The sequence below is a fragment of the Kitasatospora viridis genome (assembly GCF_007829815.1).
GTDB lineage: Bacteria > Actinomycetota > Actinomycetes > Streptomycetales > Streptomycetaceae > Kitasatospora > Kitasatospora viridis.
Genome location: NZ_VIWT01000001.1, coordinates 1,013,243 through 1,028,574 on the forward strand (window position 1 = coordinate 1,013,243; position 15,332 = coordinate 1,028,574).

Genomic DNA, 15,332 nt, shown 5'->3' on the forward strand with positions numbered 1-15,332 from the left:
TCGTGGTGTGCTCATCGGGTGCTGGTGACCCGGAGCAGGTGGAGGGAGTCGACGGTCGGGTGCGCGCCGACCGCCGTGCCCCGCGGGTCACCGGCGCGCCGGACCCCCGCGGTGCGCCAGCCGGCGGCCGCGGCCGCGTCCAGTTCCGCGTCGACATCGCTGAGGAACAGGACGGACCGGCCCTCGGCGCCCACCGCGGCGGCGATCCGCCGGTAGGAGTCGGGCTCCCGCTTGCCGCCCGCGGTGGTCAGGTCGAAGTAGCCGTCCAGCAGTGCCGAGAGGTCGCCGAGGTCGCTGTGGGCGAACCAGTCGCGCTGCGCGGCGAGCGCGCCCGACGAGTAGACGTACCGGGCGATGCCGGCCTGCTGCCAGTCGGCCAGCACCCCGGGCACCTCCGGGTAGACGTGCCCGTGCAGCGACCCGTCGGCGTATCCGTCGGCCCAGATCAGCGCCTGGACGGCCTTGAGCGGCGCGGTCTTGAGGTCCTGGTCCGACCAGTCGCCCAGGACGGCGGCCGCGGCCGCCGCGCCGAGGGCCGGATCGCCGGTCGCCTCCCGGATCTCCCGGCGGATGCCGGCGTGCCGCGGGTCGTCCCAGTGCTCCGCCGTCCAGTGCGCGAGCCGCTCCCGCGCGTAGGGGAACAGCACCTCCTGGACGTGGGCGAGCGAGCCGACGGTCCCCTCGATGTCCAGCACCACGGCGTCGACCGCGAACGGACCGGCGGTCACGGCGCTCACCGGTCACCCGCCAGCAGCGCGTCCAACCGGGGGACGCTCCGGGCGATGGGGTCACTGGTGAAGTCGCCGACCCAGCCGTCCTCCTCCTCGAAGAACCGGATGGCGCAGAAATCGGGGCGGGGTCCCATGTCGAACCAGTGCCTGGTGCCGGCCGGCACCGACAGCAGGTCGCCCGCCTCGCAGACCACGGCGAGGACCCGGTCCTGCACGTGGAGGTAGAAGCAGCCGGTGCCCTGGGCGAAGAAGCGGACCTCGTCTTCGCCGTGCCGGTGCTCTTCGAGGAAGGTGAGCCGCGCCTGCTCGGCGCGGGTCCGCCACTGCGGGGTGTCCTCGGGGTGGAACTGGACGGTGTCGGTGACCTTCAGGCCCTCCTCGGCGCATAGCTCGTCCACCTCCGCCCGGTAGAGCTCGATCAGCGCGTCGTTGGCGGTGCCGGGCTCGACCGCCCCGCGCACCGGCCAACTGCGCAGCCGGACCGAGCAGTCGAGCAGGACATCGGCGATCTGCGCGCGGTCCCGGGTGCGCAGGAGCACGACCTCGGGGGCGTCGTCGGGCATGACCTGGAGCAGAGTCACGAGCTCGTTCCTGTCGTGAGTACGGGTACCGCGCCGCCGTTGACGGTGAGCACCTGGCAGATCGCCTCCAGGCACTCAAGGCGGTTCCGGGCCTGGGCCAGGTTGCGTCCCCAGGCTGTGATCCCGTGGTCGGCGATGAGCAGTGCGGGCGGCGCCTGCGGGGTGCGGGTGAGGTGGTCGGCGGTGTCGGCCGCGATGCGGGCGACGTCGGGCCAGTTGGGCAGGACCGGCAGCTCGATGGCGGACGGGTCCGCCAGTCCGAGCCCCTTCAGCAGCTCGAACCGCTCCAACCGCAGCCGCTGGGGCCGGTCCGAGGGGGCGATGCGGCAGGCGAGGGCGGTCGCGTACGGCGAGTGGACGTGGATGACGGCCTCGGCGCCGGTCGTGCGGTAGATCGCGGTGTGGATCGACGTCTCGGCGGAGGCCCGCAACGCGGTGGGCTCCGCCACCTCGTCGGTCGCGATGTCCACCACCACGGTGTCGGCGCCGGTGAGCTCGCCCTTGGCGAAGCCGCTGGCCGTGATGAGCGCGCGGCCGCCCGCTCCCGGGAGCCGGACCGACAGGTTGCCGGAGGTGCCGGGCAGCCAGCCCCGCTCGTACAGCCGGCCGGAGAACTCCGCCAGCTCGGCGCCGCGTTGGGCGAAGGTCGCGGTGGTCATGCCGGCACCTCGCACAGCGCCAGGACGGGATGGCCGGCGAGCCGCTCCCGGCCGCCGAGCCCGGTCAGGGCGACGATCGTGGCGAGCCCGGCCACCTTGGCGTCGCTCAGCTCGACCAGTCGGCCCGCGGCCTGCAGCGTGCCCCCGGTGGCGAGGACGTCGTCGACGCACAGCACCCGCTCGCCGGGGCACACCGCACCCTCCTGCACCTCGATCCGGTCGCTGCCGTACTCCAGCTGGTACTCGGCCTGGTGGACGGCGCCGGGGAGCTTGCCGGGCTTGCGGGCCAGGGTCAGCGGCAGGCCGGTCAGGGTGGCCAGCGCGGCGCCCAGCACGAAGCCGCGGGACTCGATGGCGAGGATCCGGTCGAACTCCCCGGCGAAGCGGTCCGCCACCCGGGTGGCCAGCCGGGACAGCATCCCCGGCTCGGCGTAGAGCCCGGCCAGGTCGCGGAAGACCACCCCCGGCTTCGGGTAGTCGGGGAACTCGGTGAGCAGCGCCGCGATTTCGGCGCTGGTCGGCTCGGTCACCCCGAACCGGGGGCGCACGGTGCGCCGTTCGGAGACGAGCGCGGTGATCAGCTCGGCCGGGGTGACGTCGAAGGCGGGGTTGAAGGCCTTGGCGTCGGACGGTGCCACCCGGGTGCCACCGAAGCCGGTGACCTCGGCGGCATCCCGCTCCTCGACCACGATGCCGGAGCCGTCGGGGAGTTCGTGGTCCCACGTCGATTCGGGGGCCACCACGACCACGGGGATCCGGTGCCGGGCGGCGGCCACCGCGAGGCCGTAGGTGCCGATCTTGTTGGCGGTGTCGCCGTTGACCGCGATCCGGTCGGCCCCGACCAGCACGCAGTCCACCATCGACCGGTCCATGGCCGCGGCGGCGGCGGAGTCGACGCAGAGCCGGTAGGGCACGCCGGCCGCGCCCAGTTCCCACGCCGTCAACCGCGCCCCCTGCAGCAGCGGGCGGGTCTCGTCGACGAGCACCTCCTCGACCAGCCCGCGGCGGGCCAGTTCGAGGATGGTGCCGATGGCGGTGCCCTCCGCGGCGGTGGCCAGCCGTCCGGTGTTGCAGTGCGTCAGGAGGCGCAGCTTCCGGCCCGGCGCCAGCTCAGCCACCAGGTCGGCCGCCCGGCCGGCCGCGGCCCGGTTGGCCGCGGCGTCCTCCGCGACCATGACCCGGGCCTCGGCGAGCACGCCCTGCGGCCCGGCCGCCAGCCGGCTCAGCGCGCGGCGCACGCCCCAGGCCAGGTTGACCGCGGTGGGCCGGGCCTCGGCGATCCTGGCCGCGTCGGCCCGCAGCGCGGCCTCGCCGGCGGGGGTCCCGAGGTCGTGAGTGTGCGCGGCGAGGGCGACGCCGTAGGCGCCGGCGAGCCCCAGGGTGGGCGCGCCGCGCACCGCCAGGCTGGTGATCGCGTCGATGAGCTGGTCGACCGTCTCGAGCCGCAGCAGCCGCAGCGCCCCGGGCAGCGCCCGCTGGTCGATGGCGACGACGACCCCGTCCTCCCAGTCGAGGGCGGCGGGCAGCGCGGACGCGCTCATCGGGCCCCGCTCCCCGAGCCGGTGCCCGCCGCGGCGCGCAGCGCGTCGACCCGGTCGGTGCGCTCCCAGGTGAAGTCCGGCAGCTCGCGGCCGAAGTGGCCGTAGGCGGCGGTCTGCGCGTAGACGGGGCGGAGCAGGTCGAGGTCGCGGATGATCGCGGCCGGTCGGAGGTCGAAGACCTCGCCGATGGCGTGCTCGATCCTCCCGGGGTCGACGTTCGCGGTCCCGAAGGTCTCGACGAACAGGCCCACCGGTTCGGCCTTGCCGATGGCGTACGCCACCTGGACCTCGCACCGTGCGGCCAGGCCGGCGGCGACGACGTTCTTGGCGACCCAGCGCATCGCGTAGGCGGCCGAACGGTCCACCTTGGACGGGTCCTTGCCGGAGAAGGCACCACCGCCGTGGCGGGCCATGCCGCCGTAGGTGTCGATGATGATCTTGCGGCCGGTGAGCCCGGCATCGCCCATCGGGCCGCCGATCTCGAACCGCCCGGTGGGGTTGACCAGCAGGCGGTAGCCGTCGGTGTCGAAGCCGGGCACGGCCCCGCTCTCCGCCAGCGCCTTCAACTCGGCGTCGACGACGTGGCGCTGGATCTCCTCGGGCAGCGTCGTGGCCAGGTCGACGCCCGGCGCGTGCTGGGTGGAGACCACCACGGTGTCCAGCCGCACGGCCTTGTCGCCGTCGTACTCGATGGTGACCTGCGTCTTGCCGTCGGGGCGCAGGTACGGCAGGGTGCCGTCCTTGCGCAGCGCGGACAGCCGCGCCGAGAGCCGGTGGGCCAGGTGGATCGGGAGCGGCATCAACTCCGGGGTCTCGTCGGTCGCGTAGCCGAACATCAGGCCCTGGTCGCCGGCGCCCTGGCGGGCCAGCTCGTCCCCGGTCTTGCCCTCGGTGTCGACGCCCTGGGCGATGTCGGGGGACTGGCTGCCGATCGACAGCGAGACGCCGCAGCTGGCGCCGTCGAAGCCGGCGGCCGAGGAGTCGTAGCCGATCTCCAGGATCTTCTCCCGGACGAGCGCGGCGATCGGGACGTAGGCCCGCGTCCTGACCTCTCCGGCGATGTGCACGAGGCCCGTCGTGACCAGCGTTTCGAGGGCGACCCGGGAGTGCGGGTCCGCTGCCAGCATGGCATCGAGGATCGTGTCGCTGATCTGGTCGGCGATCTTGTCGGGATGTCCCTCGGTGACCGATTCCGAGGTGAAAAGGCGGTGGGCCACTACTGCTCCTCCGTGACGTTTGTCGTGCGATTTCAGGCCGATCTCGGCCGATCTCGGCCGATCTCAGCCGAGGCCGATGGTGATGCACCGCCCATAGCGATTCGCCGATTCATCGAGCACCTTGACACCGGATTCCGCGAGCAGCTCGGAAAATCCTTCGCTGCCAAATGACTCGGATTCGAAGCCGTCGTCCCCACGGAATCGAACACCGCCGTAGCGGCCGGGTTCCTCCATCAGTCCGGCGATACCGCAGGCCGAGTAGTAGGCCCGTCGAACCCCGGTGGTCCACGGTTCGGCGTTGAATACCGAGACCAGTGCGATCCCACCCACCTTGGCCAGTTCGCGGAGCAGTTCCGCGGGCTCGGCGAAGTTGCCGATGAGATTGAAGGGCACCACGTGCAGGGGGTTCACCCCGGCGATGCGGTACTGCCATTCGTCGCTCTTGAGCGCGTCCCCGTGGACGGCGTCGGCCCGCCCGTGCAGCCCTTCGTCGAAGATGCGCTGCTTGAGGGCCTCGATCCCCTCGCGGTTCACGTCGATGCCGAGGTAGCTGACGCCCGCGACCCGGGCGACCTCCAGCGCGCGACCGTCGTAACACCCCAGTTCGACCAGGGTGTCGCAGCCGTGGCCGGCCACCGTCTCGCGGGCGACCAGTAACTCCAGTTGCAGGAAGGCGAGCAACTCGTCGGGGAAGTGTGCGGCTCTCATGATCGCGGAGGCGCCTCGGTCGCGATAGAAGTCGTCACTTCCGGGGGCCTCTTGCCGTGCTGTCACACCAACTTGAGCAGCATGCATGGAATCCTCCGAGACAAGGGAAACGAGAAGCATGGCAATGGGCTCTTGCGAGGGTCCGAGCAGAGAATCATCAGATCGCACAGAAACGGCTGGCGGAATAGTCCACGAGGTCGAACAACCAGTTCGGCGGAGCCGGTCCGCCCGCCTTTGCGGCGGTACTCAGATCCCGGGCCCAAGCTCTTCTCGGCGGCCAGAACAATGGTGACCGAATGGAGCGTAGCAAATATTCCCGGGCGGGTGGTGTGATGCGGGCCACATGTTTTTCGCGGATCTCATGCCGGAGCTCCCGTCTCTGATATCAAGGTGAGGCCGCCCAACTCCGGACGGTATAGACCGACGTGATTCAGCAGGAGGATCAAGTTGACCCGACCGCTACTCAACCAGCGGCTGTCCGGCTTCGGCACGACGATATTCGCGGAAATGAGCGAACTCGCCGCGGCGACCGGGGCGATCAATCTCGGCCAAGGATTTCCGGACACCGACGGACCCGCCGAGGTGCGCGAGGCGGTGGTGCGCGCCCTGCGGGACGGCCGGGGCAACCAGTACCCCCCGGCCGCCGGCGTCCCCGAGCTGCGCACGGCCGTCAGCGCCCACCAGGAGCACTGGTACGGCCTCAGCTACGACCCGGACGGCGAGGTCCTGGTCACCGCCGGTGCCACCGAGGGGATCGCCGCGGCGCTGCTGGCCCTCCTCGAACCGGGCGACGAGGTGATCACCCTGGAGCCCTACTACGACTCCTACGCGGCCGGCATCGCGATGAGCGGGGCCACCCGGGTCACCGTCCCGCTGCGTCCGGACGGGCAGCGGTTCACCCTGGACCTCGCGGAACTGCGGGCGGCCGTCACCCCCCGGACCCGGCTGCTCCTGCTGAACACGCCGCACAACCCCAGCGGCACCGTGCTGACCCGCGGCGAGTTGGCCGAGATCGCCGAACTCGCCTGCGAGCACGACCTCCTGGTGATCTCGGACGAGGTGTACGAGCACCTGGTCTTCGACGGCGACCACCTGCCGATCGCCTCGTTCCCCGGCATGCGGGAGCGGACGCTCACGGTGGGCTCCGCGGGCAAGACCTTCTCGTTCACCGGCTGGAAGATCGGCTGGGTGACCGGGGCCGAGCCGCTGGTGCGCGCGGTGCGGACGGCCAAGCAGTACCTCACCTACGTGAGCGGCGGCCCGTTCCAGTACGCCCTCGCGGAGGCGCTGCGACTGCCCGACTCCTACTTCACCGGCTTCCGGGACGACATGCGGGCCAAGCGGGAGCTGCTCTGCGCGGGACTGCGCGACGCGGGCTTCGGGGTCTTCGTCCCGCAGGGCACCTACTTCGTGACCGCCGATATCCGTCCGCTCGTCGCGGCGGGGGTCGAACTCCCGTCCAACGGGCCGGACTTCTGCCGCGCCCTGCCGGTGAGCCACGGTGTGGTGGCGATTCCCAGCGCCGTCTTCTACGACGACAAGGAGGCGGGGGCGCCGTTCATCCGGTTCGCCTTCTGCAAGCGCCCCGAGGTCCTGGCCGAGACGGCCGACCGGTTGAGGGCGCCGGCGCAGTCCCGACGAGTCGGTGACGGGTCGTCGTCGGACCCAGAGCTCTGACGGATCGGCCAGCCGGATTGCACGCTCCGCGCACCACACTTGCATCCCCCTATGAGTAGCAACTGGCCGTGAAACGGCCGGAGTCAGTCGACCGGAGGCCGGCCGGCGCGCCGTGACGGGTGAGTGTCGACGCTCACCCGTCACGGCCTCCCGGCCCGGCCGGCGCGAAGTCCGAAGGGCTGGCCCGCCGGAGCCTGCGGCCCTCGCGCCACGGCACGAAGGGCGTCGGCACGGTCAGCACCGGGCAGCACGACTTCGCCAGGACATGGCGGCGGACCCGGCCGCGCAGCCTCTTCCACGGGCCGCGCCCGCCCGCTCCGATCACCAGCAGGTCGTCGTTCCGGTCGGCGACCGCGCACAGCCCCCGGCCCGGTAGCGACTCGATGGTCACCAGATCGGTCCGCACCCCTGCCGGGCGACCGCCGAAGGCGGTGTCCAGCGCCGTCTCCAGCCGGGCCGAGGCGAGGTTCTCCCACAGCTCCACCAGCGACGGAGGGATCCGGCCGCGGTCCGGCCCCCGGCCGCCCGGCGGGTGCCATTCGTGCACGGCCACGAGGACTCCACCGTTCTTGCGGGCCTCCCGGGCGCCCTGGTGAAGTGCCGCGAGGCCGCCCGGGGAACCGCTCACCCCGACGATGACCCGTGCTCCGCCGTGTGTCACGGTTCCGGCTCAACCAGCTTGTCGTAGCCGCTGGTTGGCGCGCAGCCCGGCGTAGCCCAGGCAGAGCAGCGCCCCCCAGGCGGCCATCACGTACAGGGCGATCCTGGTGTCGCTCCGCCAGGCGATCAGCACGGTCACCAGGGCGAAGAAGCCGAGCGCCAGCCAGCTGGCGTACGGGGCGCCGGGCAGCCGGTAGTCCGACCCCGCCGACCGGCCCGCCGCCACCGCGCGGCGGTAGCGCAGGTGCGTCACCAGGATGGTGCTCCAGACCAGGATCGCTCCGCCGGTCGACACGGAGGTGATGTAGGCGAAGGCGTGCTCGGGATCCACCGCGTTGACCCACACGCCGACAGCCATCACCGCCGCCGAGACGGCCAGCGCCCGGGCCGGTACACCGCGCCGCGTCAGCCGGCCGACTGCTGCCGGCGCGTGGCCGTTGCGCCCGGCCGTGCGCAGCATGCGCGCGGTGGCGTACAGGCCGCCCGCGTTGCAGGAGGAGAGCGCGGAGGTGAGGACGACGAAGTTGACGATCCCGGCCGCCGCCGGGATGCCGACCTTCGCGAAGACGGCGACGAAGGGGCTGACGCCGGGCTGGAAGGCGCTCCAGCTCAGCAGCGAGAGGATCACCAGCAGGGTGCCGATGTAGAAGAGGCCGAACCGCACCGGCAGGCTGTTGATGGCGCGCGGGATGTTGCGGCGCGGGTTCTCTGCCTCGCCCGCGGTGACGCCCACGAGCTCCACCCCGAGGTAGGCGAAGAGCACGATCTGCAGGGTCATCAGCGAGTGCCAGACGCCGTGAGGTGCGACGCCGCCGTCCCGCCACAGGTGGGTCACCGAGGCCGAGTGCCCGGCCGGACCGACGCCCAGGGTGAGGATCGCCAGTCCGACCAGGATCATGCCGACGATGGCGACGACCTTGACCAGGGCGAACCAGAACTCCAGCTCACCGAAGGACTTGACCGAGATCAGGTTGACCGCGAAGAGCACCACCAGGGCGACCAGAGCCGTCTGCCACTGCGGGACCTGCGGGTACCAGTACCTGACGTACTGTCCGGCCGCGGTGATCTCGGCCATGCCGGTGGTGACCCACATGATCCAGTAGGTCCATGCGGTGGCGTAGCCCCAGAACGGCCCCAGGAACTCCTGCGCGTAGCTGACGAATCCCCCCGAATCGCTGCGGTGGGTGAGGAGTTCGCCGAGCGCCCGCATGACGACGAAGAGCACGCAGCCGGCGATCGCGTACCAGATGACCAGACTCGGGCCCGCCTGCGATATCGCGGTGCCGGCGCCGAGGAAGAGCCCGGTGCCGATGGTCCCGCCGATGGCGATCATCTGGACGTGCCGGGTGCCGAGCCCGCGCCGGTACTCCGCGCCGGCCGCCGTCGTGCCCGTGCCGGGCCCCTCCTCCTGGACGCCTGGCGGTTCTCCGACTAACTGTGGCTGCATCTCACTGTCCTTCTCTGTCCGGCCGGCGGCCGACTGATGACGCGTCATGCAGTCGGCGAGAAGCCGTACCCCCGTTTTCGCCCGGCGCGGTGGCATGTACCGAACCATCCGCCCTGAGCCACTAAACCGTCACTCGGTGTGTCTGTAGGATATTTTGGCTCAGTGTTTCGATCTGCGCACGCCCGATTGGAAGTGATGCAAGTCACACTTCGAATCGGTGCAGCTCAGCGCCCCTCCACCGGACTCCACCCCCACTTCGGCAACTCTGGGCCGCGTACTCCGGGAACGAATCCGCGGCAACAGCGAGGACCGGCACCCGCGGCGACCCACTCCGCCCCCGACAGCGGCACGCCGCCACCCCGCCGCAACGACACAGCGTGATCCCCGGGCAGTCGATCCGAGCGACCGTCTAACGGCGGCGCACGCCCGATCGCAGCCGCGGCGCACCACGACCACGTCCGCCGGTAACCAACTGCGGGCGCCGGCCCGTGGGGTTCCTCGATGTCGAGCATCTCCACCCGGTAGCCTCACGGCCACACCGCGGCTGCCGACAGGCTGGGTCAGGACAGAACCTGAACAGCGACGTACAGATCACCGGGTTCACCGCCGTTGACCCCATCCACATCAAGGCCGGGGACGCGGATCCTCTGGCCGTTCCGGCGGCGGCGTGCACCTGCGCGCTGTCCGACTGCTGCGGCAGGATGGAGCGGCGATTTCGCCTTCGCAGGAGGAAAGCAAATGCCCGCCAGCGGTAGCCGGTTGCCTATGGGGTTCCTGATCGCCGTCGCGATGGGTGCCGAGCCCGGTTCGGCTGCCGCACTGATGGCGGCACAGGAGGCCCAGCAGCGCTCCGACGACCGGCAGATCGGGCAGCTGCTGGAGGCGCTCCTGCGCGGCCCCTTCCAGAAGAGCGCGCCAGGCTGGATGCTGACGGCCGCCGTGGCGGAGGGGCTGCACCGGGACGAGTCCGACTACCTCGCCCGCACGAGCGTCGAACTGGCTGCCCTCGCCCTTGGACAGTGAGGTCCTCGACGCCGCCGCTCACGGAACCCAGTGGCCGAAGCCGCCCACGTCCCGGTGACCGGCGGTCCGTTCACAGCAGGCTGCCTGGGTCCGGCCGCCCTGGCTCTGGAGTGCCGGACCCCGGGTAAGCGCCGCATCTTCGGCCTGTTGCTGTCAGGTTCCGCTGAGTGCGGTCTCGATGAGGTCGCGTGCGGCCGCGTCGTAGACCGCAGACTGCTGGAGACGGTCGAATGCCTTGCGGAAGACCGCGAGGCGGTCGGGGTCGGTGATGGTCTCGCTGCCCCGGAAGCCCTCCACCTCCACGCGGTGGTCGTCGAAGATCGCGAATCCGTCGCCCGGGTAGATCAGCAGTCGGGCCCTGGCCGGCAGGATTCCGAGCCGAAGCCCGGGCAGGGACAGCGCCTCGGTCAGCCTGCGCAGCTGACCGCGCATCACCTCGGGGCCACCGATGTTGGTCAGCAGGGCCTGCTCCCCGAGCAGGACGTGATAGGTCCGGTCTTCCTGGCCGATGAACTGGGCGCGGGCGGTCCGAGCCGCGACGCCGGCCTGGATGTCGTCAGAAGCGATTCCCAAATCGAAGGTAGGGTCACGTTTTCCCAGGTGAGGTGTGTGGCCGTCACTCGGTAGGCACGCTCGGATCGTCGTGTCGGTGCGGGGCGTGTCGGGAGGTTACGGATGCCGTCGGTGCTGGGGGTGTTGGAGAGGCGCGAGCGGGTGGCGCTGGCTCGGGCGGAGGAGTTGAGGGCGGAGTTGGGGCGGGTTCAGGCCGCTGTCGCGGAGGCGGATGAGGCCGCGCGGCGCGCGGTCATCGCGCGCGAGGAGACGGTGGCGGCCCTGGCCGAGGCAGCCGATGAGGCCGGTGCGTCTGTTGTGCCGGTGGTCGTGCCGGCAGCGGGGGCCGCCGGTTCGCGGGTTGAAGTTCCGTTGTGGCGCGAAGGGTTGGGGGCCGGGGTGCTGCCGGGCGACTGCGCGGCGATCGTGGCCCTGGTCGAGGTTGACGCAGCCGGTGGCGGGGACGGGGTGCGGGCCCGGCGGATGCGTGAGCATCTGGGCCGGCCGGCCGGTGATGCGAAGGAGCGGGCCGCGCGCTTCCGGGCGAAGCGGCTGGTGGAGCGGGGCTGGCTTCGTGAGGTGGGGCCGGGGTTGTTCAGGCCGCGGACCGCTTGACGCGGCGGGGCGCGGGGACTCCCGAGCGGGCCAGGCGGCGGGTGGCCGGGATGCTCGCGGCCCACCAGGCCATCGCCTCGGCGCTGTCGATGCGGGTCTCGTAGTCCCGGGCCAGCCGCCGGGCCCGGATCAGCCAGGAAAAACTACGCTCCACGACCCAGCGGCGCGGCAGCACCACGAACCCCTTGACGTCGTCGCTGCGCTTGACGACGGTCAGCGCGAGGGCCAGGACAGCGGCGGCGAAGGTGACCAGCCAGCCCGTGTAGCCGCCGTCGGCCCATACCAGGGCGATACGGTGGTGCTCGGCGCGCAGCTGTTCCAGGAGTTCGCGGCCGGCGTCGTTGTCCTTGACCGAAGGTCAAGTGCGCTACCACGCCTCGCTCCAGCAAACGGCAATGCGCTCTCGCACGTCACCTTGAGATCAAAGAACAATCCTCACGTCAGCCACTGGAGCAACGGCTGGCGACGCATACGCGGCCAAACCTGGGGACCATTTTGGAACCACTCGGGACCAAGAAGCGGGCCTCAAAAACCCGAAAGAGCGGGCACTCGGTTTCCCAAGTACCCGCTCTCACAACCGACTTCACAGTCGGGACGACAGGATTTGAACCTGCGACCCCTTGACCCCCAGTCAAGTGCGCTACCAAGCTGCGCCACGTCCCGTGGTCTCACTGCCCCACCCTCGTCGGGCTTCGGCTCTTCGACCTTGTCGTCGATCTCTCGGCGACGTGGAAAACAATACAGCACGGCGGGGGGTGCTCGCTGCCAGGTATGCGGGCTGGTCAGGGGGTGGGGTGGCGGGAGTCGTAGCGGAGGAAGGCGGGGCGGCGGGCGGCGAGGAGCAGGACGCAGGCCAGGCAGGCGAGGCCGCCGGTGATGACGGAGATGGTGGGGGTGGTGAGGGCGGCGACGGTGCCGGACTCGAAGTCGCCGAGCCGGGGGCCGCCGGCGACCACGACGATGAAGATGCCCTGGAGGCGGCCGCGCATCTCGTCGGGGGCGGCGACCTGGAGCATGGTGTTGCGGAAGACCATGCTCACGGTGTCCGAGCAGCCGGCGACGGCGAGCAGCAGCAGGCCGAGCCAGAGGTGGCCGCCGGTGAGGCCGAAGGCGGCGATGGACAGGCCCCAGGCGGCGACCGAGGCGAGGATGGCCAGGCCGTGGCGGTGGATCCGGCTGATCCAGCCGGAGAACAGGGCGCCGGCCAGGGCGCCGACGGCGGGCGCGGCGACCAGCAGGCCGACGATGCCCGCGTGGCCGCCGTAGTGGCTCGCGGCGAGGGCGGGGAAGAGCGAGCGCGGCAGGCCGAAGACCATGGCGGCCAGGTCGGCCAGGAAACTGACCCTCAGGTTGGGCTGCTGCTTGAGGAACCGCAGCCCGTCGAGCACCGAGGCGCGCGCACCGGAGGTGCCGAGCGGGCGCATCGCGGGCAGCCGCCACATCGCGTGGAGCACGGCGGTGAAGGCGATGGTGTCCACCAGGTAGGCGGACTGCGCGCCGAAGGCGCCGATCAGCACGCCGCCGAGCATGGGGCCCACGGTCATGCCGAGGTTCATGCTCATGGTGTTGAGGGCGTTGGCGGCGGGGAGCTGCTCGGCGGGCAGCAGGCGGGGGATCATCGAGGCGCGGGCGGGGCTGGAAATGGCGAAGAATGCGCCCTGCAGCGCGACGCACGCGTAGAGCACGCCGACCTGGCGCAGGTCGAACAGCGCCTGGGCGGCGAGCACGGCGGAGACCACGGCGAGGCCGGCGGAGCCGATCAGGCCGAGCTTGCGGCGGTCGGTCCGGTCGGCGATCACGCCGCCGTAGAGGCCGAAGCCGACGAGTGGGAAGAGCGAGCAGAGGCCGACCAGGCCGGTGGCGAAGGCGGAGCCGGTCAGGGCGTAGACCTGGACGGCGACCGCGACGGCGGTCATCTGCTGGCCGATCGAGGAGACCGACTGGCCGAACCAGATCCGCCGGTAGTCGGCGCTGGAGCGCAGCGGGGTCAGGTCGGCGAGGACCCGGCGGCGCGGTGGGGTGGGTGGGGGTGCCAGCGTGGCATTCGTTGGATGATTGGTCGACATAGCGACCTATGGTCACCCCACCGGGCCGACCGCGTTCCGGCGGGGTACCGGTAGACAGACTCAGAGGACGGACTTCTCGCCCGCCCGCACCGGGATCGGCAGCCGGTTGCCGGGCGGCGGGAACGGGCAGACGTAGTGGTCGGCGAAGGCGCAGGGCGGCAGGTAGGCCCGGTTCAGGTCGAGCACCGTGCGGCCGTGCTCGTCCGGCGCCGGCAGGTTGATGAAGCGGAACCGGTAGGTGTCCGTCCCGCTGCTCGCGTCCGCGAAGACCCCGCTGAGTTGGGTGCCGTCGGGGCCGCCGCGGCCGACCGTCAGGCTGTACGGCTCTCCGGCCAGCTCGAAGGCGATCCGGCCGGAGACGACCAGCGGGCGGTCGCGGCCGTCGGCGTTGGGCACGGTCACGGCGGCGTCGCCCTCGTCGTACGCGGTGTAGACGGCGGGCACCGACCACTCCGGCGCGTACGGGAAGACCGCGATGCCCGCGAACCGGGCCCGGGTCTCGGCGGCGGGGTCGTAGACCCGCACCGCCAGCTCGCCCTCCCGCTCGATCGGGACCAGCAGCAGGTCGCCGTGGCGCAGCCGGTCGGCGTCGGGGTGGGTGTCGGGGCGGACCAGCACCTCCCCGTCCACCGGCCGGTCGCCGAGCAGCAGGCCCTCACCGGCGTCGGCGGTGACCCGGATCCGGTCGCCGGCGGCCGCCCACAGGCCCGGGACGCCCTTGATCGGCGCCGGCTCCGCCACCAGCCAGTGCGTGCCGGTCAGGGCGAGCGTGCCGTGCGGGGCACCCGCCCCGGCGGTGCGGGCCTCGGTCCAGCGCTGCCATTCCTCGGCGTCGGTGGTCATCGCCAGGTTCCCCTTGTCTCGTCTCGGAATCGTCTTGTCTCGTCTTGTCTCGTCTTGTCTCGTCTCGAACTGTGCTGTGTCCCACCGTGGTCGGATGCTTCCCCCGCGCTCCGGCGGTCAGTCGCGGTCCTCGGTCGCCGCGGGGGCGATCGGCCGGAACAGGCCTTCCTGCACCACGGAAACGACCAACTGGCCGTTGCGGTCGAAGATCTGACCACGGGCCAGGCCGCGGGCACCGTGCGCGATCGGCGACTCCTGCTGGTAGAGCAGCCACTCGTCGGTGCGGAACGGGCGGTGGAACCACATCGCGTGGTCCAGCGAGGCCATGTCGAAGTTCCGCTGGCCCCAGAGCGGCTCGACGGGGGCGCGGACGGAGTCCAGCAGGGTCATGTCGCTGGCGTAGGTGAGCGCGCAGACGTGGATCAGCGGGTCGTCCGGCAGCGGGCCGTTGGTGCGCAGCCAGACGCCGCTGCGGGCCGGCACGTCCACCAACTCCTCCTTGGACCAGCGCAGCCGCTCGACGTAGCGGATGTCGAACGGCTGGCGGCGGCTGATGAACGGCGGCAGTTCGCCGAGGCGCTGGCCGACCTCGTCCAGCGCGCTGGGCAGGTCCTCCGGCGGGGCGACCTGCGGCATCGGCTCCTGGTGCTCGATCCCGCCCGGCTCGGGGCGGTGGAAGTCGGCGGTCAGCGCGAAGATGCTGCGGCCCTGCTGGATGCCGAGCACCCGGCGGGTGGTGAAGGAGCGGCCGTCCCGGATCCGGTCCACCTGGTAGACGATCGGCACTCCGGGGACGCCGGGGCGCAGGAAGTACGCGTGCAGCGAGTGCACCGGGCGCTGGTCGGCGACGGTACGGCCGGCGGCGACCAGCGCCTGGCCCGCGACCTGCCCGCCGAACGTCCGCTGCAGCGACTCCTCGGGGCTGCGCCCGCGGAAGATGTTGAGCTCGATCTGCTCCAGATCCAGCAGGTCCACCAGTTGGTCGACGGGCGTTCCCATGACGTCTCCCTCT

At 71.7% G+C, this 15,332-nt stretch carries 15 protein-coding genes, 1 tRNA gene and 1 pseudogene; 3 read left to right on the plus strand and 14 right to left on the minus strand.

What is annotated here, in order from left to right; translation table 11 throughout:
- Positions 1–11: 11 nt before the first annotated feature.
- From mtnC to FHX73_RS04655, 6 genes are all read right to left on the minus strand, one after another.
- Complete coding sequence (gene mtnC / locus FHX73_RS04630) at positions 12–737, minus strand: acireductone synthase (RefSeq protein ID WP_246213349.1); 726 nt, start codon at positions 735–737, stop codon at positions 12–14.
- Positions 734–1,312 (minus strand): 1,2-dihydroxy-3-keto-5-methylthiopentene dioxygenase, encoded by a 579-nt coding sequence (locus FHX73_RS04635; protein WP_145903436.1) that lies wholly within the window; start codon positions 1,310–1,312, stop codon positions 734–736. Before FHX73_RS04635 ends, mtnC begins: the two co-directional genes overlap by 4 nt.
- Positions 1,309–1,971, minus strand: a complete 663-nt coding sequence (mtnB, locus tag FHX73_RS04640; protein WP_145903438.1) for a methylthioribulose 1-phosphate dehydratase — start codon at positions 1,969–1,971, stop codon at positions 1,309–1,311. Before mtnB ends, FHX73_RS04635 begins: the two co-directional genes overlap by 4 nt.
- A complete protein-coding gene (gene mtnA, locus FHX73_RS04645) occupies positions 1,968–3,512 on the minus strand; it encodes an S-methyl-5-thioribose-1-phosphate isomerase (RefSeq protein ID WP_145903440.1) in 1,545 nt (514 codons plus the stop codon). Before mtnA ends, mtnB begins: the two co-directional genes overlap by 4 nt.
- Complete coding sequence (gene metK, locus FHX73_RS04650) at positions 3,509–4,729, minus strand: methionine adenosyltransferase (RefSeq protein WP_145903442.1); 1,221 nt, start codon at positions 4,727–4,729, stop codon at positions 3,509–3,511. Before metK ends, mtnA begins: the two co-directional genes overlap by 4 nt.
- A 63-nt stretch (positions 4,730–4,792) precedes the next feature.
- Positions 4,793–5,557 carry a class I SAM-dependent methyltransferase gene (locus FHX73_RS04655; RefSeq protein WP_246213350.1) on the minus strand — a complete coding sequence of 255 codons (765 nt, stop codon included), beginning with the start codon at positions 5,555–5,557 and terminating at the stop codon, positions 4,793–4,795.
- Between the two features lie 327 nt (positions 5,558–5,884).
- Between FHX73_RS04655 and FHX73_RS04660 the strand changes: the two genes are divergently transcribed.
- A complete protein-coding gene (locus FHX73_RS04660) occupies positions 5,885–7,114 on the plus strand; it encodes a pyridoxal phosphate-dependent aminotransferase (RefSeq protein ID WP_425461360.1) in 1,230 nt (409 codons plus the stop codon).
- Positions 7,115–7,247: 133 nt separating this feature from the next.
- On the opposite strand, the gene FHX73_RS04665 is transcribed toward FHX73_RS04660, so the two are convergent.
- Positions 7,248–7,775: a universal stress protein gene (locus FHX73_RS04665; RefSeq protein WP_145903446.1), complete on the minus strand. Its 528-nt coding sequence runs from the start codon at positions 7,773–7,775 to the stop codon at positions 7,248–7,250.
- 9 nt (positions 7,776–7,784) lie between these two features.
- On the minus strand, positions 7,785–9,221 hold the full coding sequence (locus FHX73_RS04670) for an amino acid permease (protein ID WP_145903454.1): 1,437 nt from the start codon (positions 9,219–9,221) through the stop codon (positions 7,785–7,787).
- Between the two features lie 765 nt (positions 9,222–9,986).
- Between FHX73_RS04670 and FHX73_RS04675 the strand changes: the two genes are divergently transcribed.
- On the plus strand, positions 9,987–10,244 hold the full coding sequence (locus FHX73_RS04675; protein WP_145903457.1) for a hypothetical protein: 258 nt from the start codon (positions 9,987–9,989) through the stop codon (positions 10,242–10,244).
- 153 nt (positions 10,245–10,397) lie between these two features.
- Here FHX73_RS04675 and FHX73_RS04680 read toward each other — a convergent pair whose 3' ends face one another.
- On the minus strand, positions 10,398–10,817 hold the full coding sequence (locus FHX73_RS04680; protein ID WP_145903459.1) for a Scr1 family TA system antitoxin-like transcriptional regulator: 420 nt from the start codon (positions 10,815–10,817) through the stop codon (positions 10,398–10,400).
- A 102-nt stretch (positions 10,818–10,919) separates the two neighbouring features.
- Between FHX73_RS04680 and FHX73_RS04685 the strand changes: the two genes are divergently transcribed.
- The gene (locus tag FHX73_RS04685; RefSeq protein ID WP_145903461.1) at positions 10,920–11,411 is read left to right on the plus strand and encodes a hypothetical protein; all 492 of its coding nucleotides are present in this window, start codon (positions 10,920–10,922) and stop codon (positions 11,409–11,411) included.
- Here the strand turns inward: FHX73_RS04685 and FHX73_RS04690 are convergent.
- The 5 genes and pseudogenes from FHX73_RS04690 to FHX73_RS04710 all read right to left on the minus strand — a co-directional run.
- Positions 11,392–11,754, minus strand: a pseudogene (locus FHX73_RS04690) (transposase); the annotation flags it as partial. The gene FHX73_RS04685 and the pseudogene FHX73_RS04690 overlap by 20 nt on opposite strands.
- Before the next feature lie 246 nt (positions 11,755–12,000).
- Positions 12,001–12,074, minus strand: a tRNA-Pro gene (locus tag FHX73_RS04695).
- Positions 12,075–12,193: 119 nt separating this feature from the next.
- Positions 12,194–13,477: an MFS transporter gene (locus tag FHX73_RS04700; RefSeq protein ID WP_145903466.1), complete on the minus strand. Its 1,284-nt coding sequence runs from the start codon at positions 13,475–13,477 to the stop codon at positions 12,194–12,196.
- Positions 13,478–13,537: 60 nt separating this feature from the next.
- Positions 13,538–14,320 carry a DUF1684 domain-containing protein gene (locus tag FHX73_RS04705; protein ID WP_145903468.1) on the minus strand — a complete coding sequence of 261 codons (783 nt, stop codon included), beginning with the start codon at positions 14,318–14,320 and terminating at the stop codon, positions 13,538–13,540.
- 117 nt (positions 14,321–14,437) lie between these two features.
- Complete coding sequence (locus FHX73_RS04710; RefSeq protein WP_145903470.1) at positions 14,438–15,319, minus strand: acyl-CoA thioesterase; 882 nt, start codon at positions 15,317–15,319, stop codon at positions 14,438–14,440.
- Positions 15,320–15,332: the final 13 nt, after the last annotated feature.

Excerpts from the sequence above, each read along its gene's own strand:
- FHX73_RS04700 (WP_145903466.1), bottom strand. The coding sequence starts at position 13,477 with ATGTCGACCAATCATCCAACGAATGCCACGCTGGCACCCCCACCCACC.
- FHX73_RS04705 (WP_145903468.1), bottom strand. The coding sequence starts at position 14,320 with ATGACCACCGACGCCGAGGAATGGCAGCGCTGGACCGAGGCCCGCACC.
- FHX73_RS04655 (WP_246213350.1), bottom strand. The coding sequence starts at position 5,557 with ATGCTTCTCGTTTCCCTTGTCTCGGAGGATTCCATGCATGCTGCTCAA.
- FHX73_RS04710 (WP_145903470.1), bottom strand. The coding sequence starts at position 15,319 with ATGGGAACGCCCGTCGACCAACTGGTGGACCTGCTGGATCTGGAGCAG.
- mtnB (WP_145903438.1), bottom strand. The coding sequence starts at position 1,971 with ATGACCACCGCGACCTTCGCCCAACGCGGCGCCGAGCTGGCGGAGTTC.
- FHX73_RS04670 (WP_145903454.1), bottom strand. The coding sequence starts at position 9,221 with ATGCAGCCACAGTTAGTCGGAGAACCGCCAGGCGTCCAGGAGGAGGGG.
- FHX73_RS04675 (WP_145903457.1), top strand. The coding sequence starts at position 9,987 with ATGGGGTTCCTGATCGCCGTCGCGATGGGTGCCGAGCCCGGTTCGGCT.
- mtnA (WP_145903440.1), bottom strand. The coding sequence starts at position 3,512 with ATGAGCGCGTCCGCGCTGCCCGCCGCCCTCGACTGGGAGGACGGGGTC.
- FHX73_RS04685 (WP_145903461.1), top strand. The coding sequence starts at position 10,920 with ATGCCGTCGGTGCTGGGGGTGTTGGAGAGGCGCGAGCGGGTGGCGCTG.